This is a genomic window from Pelosinus baikalensis (assembly GCF_020819555.1).
Classification (GTDB): Bacteria; Bacillota; Negativicutes; order DSM-13327; family DSM-13327; genus Pelosinus; species Pelosinus baikalensis.
The window spans coordinates 1-9,967 of sequence record NZ_JAJHJB010000073.1 but is presented as its reverse complement, the minus strand read 5'-3'; the positions used below and the strand labels follow the sequence as shown (position 1 = coordinate 9,967).

Genomic DNA, 9,967 nt, shown 5'->3' with positions numbered 1-9,967 from the left:
TTTTTGAAGTGATCATTTTTTTCTAGTGAGGGCTTGACTTTAGTTAGCTGGTCTCCTCTTTTATTCTAGGTAGCATCATTATAAGAGGGTTAAAGACTTCGAATGTTGGTTTGCACATTAAGCCAACCGCTATTTTGTATAGTGAGTCAGGTGACGCTTCTTTGTCTCTGACAGTCTCCTTGTTCCTGTGCTAGAACAGAAATGCTGTCATCAAGTTGTCGTCCCCAGTGTCCTACATGTGTAGCGAAGTCTGTAAGAGTAGAATAGGTAAATGGGTACCGCCCCTATCCTCAAAATGTTGAGGGTAGGGGCGGTTTGGTTAGGGAAACTGTTCTTTTTAGAAGAGATATTTTTTTCTGTAAGGAGGGGAAGGGTCAATGTTATTAACGCTTCGCCGTGATACTTAACCTCCGCTTATAATAACATTGACCCTTTCGGCTTTTTAGGTAAAATCTAAAGATTGTCACATATGGTAGTCCAAGCTTATCAAATATTCTAGAAAATGAATGATAAAGACCTAAAGAATTGACTTTCTCTTCCGAATCAAACTCACAGAAATATGTTTATGGCTATATGAGAGGAATTTAAAAAGCTGTCGAAAGGATAGTATAATTTACTAGGATATTCACTATAAAGTTGTCAAAAAGGAATTTCCCTTTTGTCCTGATTTTTTCTGGGAATAAGTCAATTTAAAATAACTCAAGCCTGACCCCACGGAATTTCTGATTTGAATAGTGAGCTTTAGCCATACTTATTGACAGTAAATCATGATCAATAACGCCGACATGGGCAATCGCAATATAATTAATTGTACTTGCAACTTCTGTACCAACTAAGACGGTCGGCATAGAGGAGCAATTGGGTTCAGGCTTGACTTATGGCAAAATTGAGTTGTTTTTCTCATGATCTTGTTTTAGTCACATAAATCAAATTATTAATAACTCAAGCCTGACCCCAGTTTTTACCTGTTGATATATTTTGAAAGCTCATATATAATGAGTGCATTGTGTGATAATGAATATCATTTGCAATGATAAAAACTATCATTGTTTTTAGTTGAAATTTTTTAATCATCTTAAAGTTAGTTTTCATTGGCTTTAAAAGATGATTCCAGGGATTAATAGAGAGGATGATAAAAACAATTTGGGAAAGTACGTAATAAAAAGATTAATCTACTTAATACCTGTGTTATTCGGAATTACATTTTTATCTTTTGCGCTAACATATCTTTCACCAGGTGATCCAGCAGAGCTAATGCTTAGCGCCACTGGAACAACTCCTTCTCCAGAACTTATACAGCAAGTTAGAGAAGGGATGGGATTAAACAAACCCTTTTTCGCTCAGTATTTGCATTGGCTGACAAATGTGTTGAATGGAGACTTTGGCACTTCCTATAAATATAACAAGCCTGTGTTGGATTTGATATTAAGTGCTTTGCCTGCTACTTTTAAGCTTGCAGGAATAACGATACTAATGACCACCCTAATAGCACTGCCATTAGGGATAATATCAGCATTACATAGAAATAAAGTATTAGACAATATAATAAGAGCTGTATCCTTTCTTGGTATATCATTACCGGCACCTTGGAATGGGCTAATACTGATGTATATATTCGCATTGAAGCTTAAAGTTTTGCCTGTGATGGGTGACTCAAATTGGACAAGTATTATATTGCCTTCGGCTTCTATGACTATATTATTGGCATCAAGATATACAAGACAGGTAAGGGCTTTCGTATTGGAAGAGCTATCTCAGGATTATGTAGTTGGTGCAAAAGCTAGAGGTATTAGTGGTAGGGGAATAGTATTAAAGCATGTTCTGAGGAATTCATTAGTGCCTATTATAACCCAATTAGGGTTAACTTTTGGAGTGTTACTTGGTGGAGTAGTAATTATAGAATCTATTTTTTCATGGCCTGGAGTTGGCAAGCTGGCCATTGAGGCTATATTTACAAGGGATTATCCATTAATACAAGGCTATGTTGTATGGATGACAGTTATTTATATGTTGATTAATATGTTAGTGGATATTTCTTATTATATTTTAGACCCACGTATCCGTTTAGAAAAGAGGGCTTAATTTGGAAGGAATGAACTTAATTCTGAGAGAAAATAAATCCTTTAAGATTTATTTTATATTGACATTTGTTTTAGTTTTAATAAGTATACTTGCACCTTATATAGTACCTCATGATCCACTTAAGATTGATATGAGAAATACATTAATGAAACCAAATTCTATATATTGGCTAGGAACAGATCAATTGGGAAGAGATTTGTTTTCTAGAATCCTGTATGGTGCACTGAATTCTTTAAAAATGACCTTTATTCTAGTAACAACAGTATTTATAGTTGGGACAGCAGCAGGAACAATAGCAGGGTATTTCGGTGGGATAGCAGATATAGTAGTAATGAGATTTTGCGATATATTTCTTGCTTTTCCAGGAATTATTTTTGCTATAGCTATTGCTGGGGTTCTTGGGCCTAGTTCCACAAATGCAATTATAGCTTTATTTGTAGTGAATTGGGCTAAATATGCACGAGTAAGCCGGGGACTAGCAATTTCTATAAGAAATAAAGATTACATTAAAGCAGCCCAAATAGGTGGTGCTAAACAATATCAAATAATTTTGAAGTATGTGTTGCCCAATATAATCCCATCTCTTATTGTGATGGCTACATTGGATATTGGAACTATGCTGCTTGAGATATCATCTCTTTCATTTTTAGGACTTGGTGCACAGCCACCTACTCCTGAATGGGGATATATGATTAACGAAGGCAGAGCATACATACAAACTGCACCATGGCTCATCATATATCCAGGTATTGCTATGTTTATAACTGTAACTGTATTTAATCTACTAGGGGAAAGTATTAGAGATATATTAGATCAACATAAAAATTATTAAGGAGAGATTTTAAATGAAAAAAAGATTGCTAATTGTAAGTTTAATAGCTATGTTATGTACAAGCATTGTAGGCTGCAGCAAAAGTAACTCTGAGGACAAAGTTAGTAACAAAGAAACAAAAAATATTGTAGTTGGACTAAATCTCTTTCAAACAAACTTAGATCCTGCACTTGAATGGAATGGATGGTATGTTTCCATGTATGGTATAGGCGAAACTTTGGTTAAATTTAATAAAAATATGGAGATAGAACCTTCACTAGCTGACTCATGGAAAAAAGTAGATGACTTAACTTGGCAGTTTCATATAAGAGACGGGGTTAAATTCCACAATGATACTCAACTTACAGCAAGCACAGTAAAGTCATCTTTAGAAAGAGCACTGAAATCAAATCCAAGAGCACAGGAAATGCTAGCTGTAGATTCAATAACAGCAGAGGGACAAAATCTTACCATAACTACTAAGATACCGCATACAACACTTTTAGGGAACTTGGCTGATCCTATTAACTCAATTGTTGATACTACTGCTGCAGCAGATACATTTGCTAAGGCTCCAATAGGTACGGGTCCTTTCAAAATTAAATCATATACAGATGGTTCACAAGTGGTCGTAGAAAGATATAACGATTATTGGGGTGGAAAAGCACTTATAAATGAGGCAACTTTTAAATATATAAAAGACGACAACACACGTTCAATGGCTCTACAATCAGGTGAAATTGACGTAGCAAACAATGTTTCAATAAACAATTTATCATTATTTGAGGATAAATCAAAGTATGCTATAAGCACAACTACTAGCCTTAGAATAGTAATGTCATATTTTAATTTTGAAAATGAATTCTTAAAAGATCCAGCAGTTCGTAAAGCAATAGCCCTAGGCGTGGATAGAGATTCTTATAGTAAATCACTACTTAAGGGAACTGCTGTACCTGCCGTAGGACCTTTTTCGGGATCACTTCCTTATGGAAATAAAAACCTTACAGGGTACACATATAACAAAGCAGAAGCAACTAAGTTATTAAATGATGCAGGTTATAAAGATACAAATGGGGATGGAATAGTAGAGAAAGATGGTAAAAATTTATCATTAAATATTGCTGTATTCCCAACACGTGCGGAAATTCCAGTAATTGGGGAAGCTATGCAAGCACAGCTTAAAGAGATTGGAATAGCCGCTAATTTAAAATCTTATGAGTCAGTAAACCCGATACTAAAGAGTGGAGATTTTGATCTTTGCTTATACAATGTAAATACAGCAACTACTGGAGATCCACAGGCATTTTTAGAGTCGTATTTTAGAACCGATGGAAGCACAAACTTTGGGAAATATAGCAACCCAACCGTGGATTCGCTTATTGATAAACTTAAAAATGAATATGAGACTCAAAAACGATATGATTTAGCCACAAAAATACAACAAAACTTATTAGAGGATAATGCAGGTTTATTCCTTGTTACTCCAATGAGTAATAGAGTAAGCAAAAGTACAGTCAGCGGAATGGAAGTTTATCCAATAGATTTCTATATGTTGGATAACAAAGCAGATAAAAAATGATAGAAAAAAACTTTTTAAATGTAAATAATGTTTCTATAAAATATGGCAGGCAAGAGCCCGTAGTGAAAAATGTAAATATGTCCATTGGGCACAAAGAAATAGTTGGAATAGTAGGTGAAAGCGGCAGCGGAAAGTCCACACTTTTACGTGCTATATTAGGGATACTACCTGCGGGAAGCAGCATCTGTTCTGGGAATATTATTTTTAAAGAAAGAAACCTTGTTCAATTTTCTAAGAAAGAATGGAGAGAAATTCGAGGAAATAGGATAGCAATGATATTTCAAGATGCAGGGCGATCATTAACTCCTATTTTAAAAATTGGAGACCAATTTATTGAAACAATAAGGAGCCATTTTGATATTTCAAAAGCGGTCGCCTATGATAAAGCTGTTGATATGCTTGGAAAAATGCAGTTGCCAGATGCAAGTCGTATTATGAATTCATATCCGTTTGAATTAAGCGGTGGTATGAAGCAAAGGGTAGCTATAGCTATGGCAATGACAATGGAACCAGAACTTCTTTTAGCTGATGAGCCAACTAGTGCTCTTGATGTAACCGTTCAAGCACAGGTTGTAAGGCAAATGTTGGAGCTTAGGAGTAATTTTAATACAAGTATAATAATAGTTACGCACAATATGGGGGTAGCTGCTTATATGTGTGATAAAATTGCAGTAATGAGACAAGGTGAATTAGTGGAATGGGGAAATAGAGATCAAGTTATAAATAAGCCAAAGAGCCAGTATACAAAAGATCTATTATCAGTAGTACCCGAACTGGGAGGAAGCGACATTGGGGAAAGAGAAAGAACCAGTGCTTAAAATAAGAAATCTTACAAAGAAATTTGATTTGAAAAATGGCAAGAAATTAACTGCAGTTGACAATGTAAGTTTTGAATTACATGCAGGTGAGTGCTTAGGCATCGTTGGTGAAAGTGGTTGTGGTAAAAGCACAATAGCTAAAATTCTTACTCAATTGGAAGGTGTAACCTCAGGTAATATTATTTATCATAACAGAGATATTACTCACTTAAAGGGCGAAGAGCTTAGACAAAACCGAAAAAAGCTACAGATGATATTTCAGGATCCTGCTGAATCCTTTAATCCCCGTATGAAAATTAGAGATATTGTAAGTGAGCCACTGCTAAATTTTAAGCTTATGAGCAAACGTGAGGCTGAAGTTCAAGCAAAAAAATTGCTTGCAATGGTTGGTTTGACAGAGGACTTTATGAGGAGATATCCTCATCAGATAAGTGGAGGACAAAAGCAAAGGGTTGCAATAGCAAGAGCCATATCCCTAGAGCCTGAAGTCATAATATGCGATGAAGCCACATCAGCTTTAGATGTTTCTATACAAGAGCAGGTAATTAGACTTCTTAAGGATCTACAGAAAGAGAAGGGTTTGTCATATATTTTTATCGGTCATGATTTAGCAGTAGTTAGAAATATAAGCCATAGAATCATAGTAATGTATCTTGGACGAATTGTTGAAGTAATAGACAGCAATAAACTTACTACAGATGCTGTTCATCCATATACAAAAGCTTTACTCTCTTCAGTTTTCTCTGTTAAAAGTAAAAATGATACTGAAATAGAAATAATAAAAGGAGAGCCTCCTAGTGCTTCGGACATGACGCATGGATGCGGTTTTAGTTCCAGGTGCGCAAAATGTATGGATAAATGCTTGAAGGAAAAACCTGAATTAAAAGAAATAGCAACAAACCACTTCATAGCTTGTCATTTATGACTACCCATCATTATAGGAGATGACTCAATTAAAGATGTTAAAGTTTAATGCAGAAAAAATATTTACAAACAAGAAATATATAGTTTTACTAGCCATTTTATGTACATTTCTATGGGGGAGTGCATATCCAGTAATTAAACTAGGCTATGGCGTTTTTTGCATACAATCAAATGATAGTTTCTCAAAACTCATATTCGCTGGCTACAGATTTTTAGCAGCAGGGATAATTTTATTGGTTATACAGAAATTAATAGGAAAAAGTATAATGCCAAAATCTATATCAGATTCTAAGAGCTTTTTATTATTAGGATTTGTATATACTCTTATGCAATATGTTTTCCTTTATATAGGTATGGCAAATACCACAGGGGTAAGGAGTTCTATACTTGGCTCCTTAGGTTCCTTTATAAACATTATTCTTGTTCACTTTATCTATAAGGATGACAAGCTGTCTGCAAATAAGATTATAGGTTGTACTATCGGTTTTTTATCAATTATAGTACTTAACTTTGAAGGTGGAGGCCTTAGTGGATCTTTCAATTTAATAGGCGATGGATTTGTGATCTTATCATCTTTAATGGAGTCCATAGGAAGTTTGTACAATAGAAGCTTAGTGAAGAACAATGATGTATTTGTTACAACTGCATGGCAGCTTATATTTGGAAGTCTAATGCTTATAGCAATAGGAAAATCAGCTGGTAGAACTCTAACAATTGATTCAGCAGAAGCTGGATTACTATTATTATATTTGGTTCTTTTATCATCAGTGGCATTAGTAATATGGTCTACGTTATATAAATATAACAAAGTTGGAAATATCACTGTATTTAACTTTTTGACACCTATATTCGGTGCTATACTTTCTGCTCTTTTGCTAGGGGAGACAATATTTGAGGTTAAAAACTTGGCAGCTCTAGTTTTAGCTTGTATGGGGATTTGGATTGTTAATAGGAATAAAAATTTAAATCCCTCAGCCACAAAGTGATGACTGTGCGAGACAAGGGGACGGCAGAGCGTGTGAAAAGCAACCTCAGCTTTTACTGTAGACAGTCCTAACTCTAGCCTGTACCAATAAAATACACTCTAATTGATTCGAAAATTTTATAGAAAAGGAAATCCGCACTTTTATACAAGTACTGGCTGCCTTTTTTCCTATGTCAAAGGGACAGGTAAATTGACACTTAGGTAAGCAAAAGCTAAATTTAAAAAGAAAATCCGCCTATTACAGCGGAGCAGTTTAGTACATTCATTTTTATGAAATAGGAACTGGTTTTCCACGTTACTTTTGCTTGCAATCCCCATAAAAAGTAATATAATTAGTAATAGGTGGAAATTAAAAAGTCGCCGTGTCCTAAGAGTGCGGGAACACTCCTAGGCACGAGCAGGTGTACAAGGCACCTACACGTAACAGCTAACTGTCTACGACGACAATTTATTATACCGTGAACTTTCCTTGAAGACAAGGGATGGTATGTTCGGGGGATAATAGTATTGTGGTTCATTGATAGAGGCTTTGCGTCTGCATGCAATCAAGATGAAGCAAAGCGCATGTGTAGGTTGAATAGACCTCGCATGCGCTTTTTAATTTCCCCCAAAACAGCTATTTGCTGGTTTCTTCTATCCGCAAATACGGATAGAAGAAACTTCATGCAGTATGAAGATGGGGGGATATATAGTGGTGTCAGTAGAAGGTAAGAGATCGTAATGCTTATAAAAATAAGATTATATGGAGTACATGGATAAGGACAATCGATTAAGGACATGGCAGGAGTTCATTTTAAATATTAAGGAGAGGATTATCGTGAAAAAAGAAAGCCTTTTTGAAAGTGCAATGGATTCGATGGAGGATGTTAGTCTTAATATACCATTGCAGCAAGTATCAAATGACTATTATTATTCCGATATAGCGGCCAAAGAATATGAAGATGAATTACGTGCAGCATTGCCTCCACATTTACATCGCACATTAAGTTGGCTGGCAGATAAAAACAATGAAAGGGAAGCAGCGAGTATGGCCGTTAGTTATCGACAAGGATTTTCTGACTCTATACGATTTATAATGCAGGCATTGTCCTGGGAGCCATCAAGACGGTAAACTGTTGGAACTAGAGACAAAAGGGAAAAGGAACGCCAGGTTGTTTTTGCACAGTGACGTCCCCAGTGTCACTATAGACTTAGTTGAATTCGAGATAGATTAATAGTAGGTATTTGGATGAGACAGGCAACCTTGTCCCTCGTTGATTAAGCTAGCTATCCGTAAGTTACTGAATTTTAATATTGTATAGCATTTAAGATTAATCGGGGGGAACCGTATCATTTATAATAGCGAAAGAACTCCTGCCAAATTTTTGTAGAAAATTTGGCAGGAGTTTTGTGATTTAATGATGAATTTGAATGCGAAGCTTAATGCAGAAAAAGAATGTTCAAGTACATTTGATATGTTATATGGGGATAATTTTTGGTGTGGAGTCTTAGTTTACTTAATTTGCCAATATGGATGTTAACAGTCTTTGCTTACCTAAAGTATAAAAATTAGATGCATAAAGTATCTAAAAAGAGAGGATGCAAGTAATAAAATTGATCAAACATTATAAATAGGGGAGGACGGTATGGCTAGGCTTGAATATAGGTTGCTTGATGAAACTAAGAATTTCCCTCTTCGATATTACTATGACAATATGGATGCCACAGAGATTGCCATTCGGTTCGTTTGTGACTATTTTGTCAAAGACGGCATTACCTATGAAAGGAAATCCTGCGCTGCAGAGCCACCAACGTATAAGATTTATGTGCAGGAGGCTCAGCAGCAAGATTGGCTTGAGAACTCTCCGCCTATAAAAGCAAACAATAGACGGAGGGTGGAACTTCGGCAGTATGTTGAAAATGCTGCATATTTTCCCTTAATCCACGTATTTGAGATGACTAATAATATAGAAATGCTACTTTTTCTGCAAAGCGATTACGTATACTGGTTAGGTCAGGAATGGCAAAAAAGTTCAGCGGAGATCGACGAGGATTCTAAGATATACGTGTATTACGCCGTACAGGCAAGTGGAGGTCTATAATATGGGTGATAAAAAAGATAAGTTAATTGTGGCCATGTTTTTAGCGGCATCTCTCACCTTAAGTTCTGGCTGCGGTAGCGTGGGAGGCAATCACGTACACGTAGACGCGAACGGTGACGGATACTGTGATGATTGTAAAGCAAGCATGAGTCATCATTCCAGTTCAGGATGGCGGACCTCGGGAGTGTCCCAAAACGGATCAGCAAGTCCCAGTTCTGACGGACACATCTCCACTGGTACAGCGGCACACGGTGGCATTGGGAGTCATGGAATAGGCGGTGGAGGATGAATTATGCTAACCGGCGTGAGAAAATCTACCAACCATTGCGTGAACAAGGCATCTTTTCTTGGGACTGTTTGTACGGACAGGAATACGCACTGGCGTCACCAAGAGAACTTTTGAGATGTGACAGGCAGGAACTGGCGTATGCGACAGAACGATTGGGTACGATATTTACCAAAATGATTGCAGCTGTTCAGCAAGGGAACGATGTATTGCTGAGGGAACTGGGCATTCCTTCTCAAATGTTTGGCGCAGTGAGACTACCGATGATGAGAGCCATACCGACATTGATTGGGAGATTTGACTTTGCCAGAACTGCTGAGGGCTTAAAAATGCTTGGGGGCAAACATGGTCGAGTAGAAGCGCGTCTCACGACGCGCAACCCTCACAGAACCGTGCGGGCG

10 protein-coding genes are annotated in these 9,967 nt (G+C 36.6%); all 10 read left to right on the top strand.

Annotation, left to right across the window (positions count from 1 at the left end; translation table 11 throughout):
* Positions 1–1,143 precede the first annotated feature (1,143 nt).
* Positions 1,144–2,082: a nickel ABC transporter permease gene (gene nikB, locus LMF89_RS24235; protein WP_229537399.1), complete on the top strand. Its 939-nt coding sequence runs from the start codon at positions 1,144–1,146 to the stop codon at positions 2,080–2,082.
* A gap of 10 nt (positions 2,083–2,092) precedes the next feature.
* Positions 2,093–2,914: a nickel transporter permease gene (gene nikC, locus LMF89_RS24230; RefSeq protein ID WP_229537400.1), complete on the top strand. Its 822-nt coding sequence runs from the start codon at positions 2,093–2,095 to the stop codon at positions 2,912–2,914.
* A 13-nt stretch (positions 2,915–2,927) separates the two neighbouring features.
* Positions 2,928–4,472, top strand: coding sequence for an ABC transporter substrate-binding protein (locus tag LMF89_RS24225; protein WP_229537398.1), 1,545 nt, complete (start codon positions 2,928–2,930; stop codon positions 4,470–4,472).
* Entirely contained in the window at positions 4,469–5,290 is an 822-nt protein-coding gene (locus LMF89_RS24220) for an ABC transporter ATP-binding protein (protein ID WP_229537397.1), read from the top strand. The genes LMF89_RS24225 and LMF89_RS24220 overlap by 4 nt, the downstream gene beginning before the upstream one ends.
* On the top strand, positions 5,262–6,215 hold the full coding sequence (locus LMF89_RS24215) for an ABC transporter ATP-binding protein (protein WP_229537396.1): 954 nt from the start codon (positions 5,262–5,264) through the stop codon (positions 6,213–6,215). The genes LMF89_RS24220 and LMF89_RS24215 overlap by 29 nt, the downstream gene beginning before the upstream one ends.
* Before the next feature lie 34 nt (positions 6,216–6,249).
* Positions 6,250–7,200, top strand: coding sequence for a DMT family transporter (locus LMF89_RS24210; RefSeq protein ID WP_229537395.1), 951 nt, complete (start codon positions 6,250–6,252; stop codon positions 7,198–7,200).
* An 816-nt stretch (positions 7,201–8,016) separates the two neighbouring features.
* On the top strand, positions 8,017–8,310 hold the full coding sequence (locus LMF89_RS24205) for a hypothetical protein (protein ID WP_229537394.1): 294 nt from the start codon (positions 8,017–8,019) through the stop codon (positions 8,308–8,310).
* Between the two features lie 514 nt (positions 8,311–8,824).
* Positions 8,825–9,280 carry a hypothetical protein gene (locus LMF89_RS24200; RefSeq protein WP_229537393.1) on the top strand — a complete coding sequence of 152 codons (456 nt, stop codon included), beginning with the start codon at positions 8,825–8,827 and terminating at the stop codon, positions 9,278–9,280.
* A 1-nt stretch (position 9,281) separates the two neighbouring features.
* Entirely contained in the window at positions 9,282–9,569 is a 288-nt protein-coding gene (locus LMF89_RS24195; protein WP_229537392.1) for a hypothetical protein, read from the top strand.
* Positions 9,570–9,679: 110 nt separating this feature from the next.
* Positions 9,680–9,967: glutathionylspermidine synthase family protein (locus LMF89_RS24190; protein ID WP_229537391.1), on the top strand; the 288-nt coding region annotated here is incomplete at its 3' end.

Coding starts and splice junctions, on each gene's coding strand:
- LMF89_RS24200 (WP_229537393.1), top strand. CDS start 8,825: ATGGCTAGGCTTGAATATAGGTTGCTTGATGAAACTAAGAATTTCCCT.
- LMF89_RS24195 (WP_229537392.1), top strand. CDS start 9,282: ATGGGTGATAAAAAAGATAAGTTAATTGTGGCCATGTTTTTAGCGGCA.
- LMF89_RS24225 (WP_229537398.1), top strand. CDS start 2,928: ATGAAAAAAAGATTGCTAATTGTAAGTTTAATAGCTATGTTATGTACA.
- LMF89_RS24220 (WP_229537397.1), top strand. CDS start 4,469: ATGATAGAAAAAAACTTTTTAAATGTAAATAATGTTTCTATAAAATAT.
- nikC (WP_229537400.1), top strand. CDS start 2,093: ATGAACTTAATTCTGAGAGAAAATAAATCCTTTAAGATTTATTTTATA.
- LMF89_RS24210 (WP_229537395.1), top strand. CDS start 6,250: ATGTTAAAGTTTAATGCAGAAAAAATATTTACAAACAAGAAATATATA.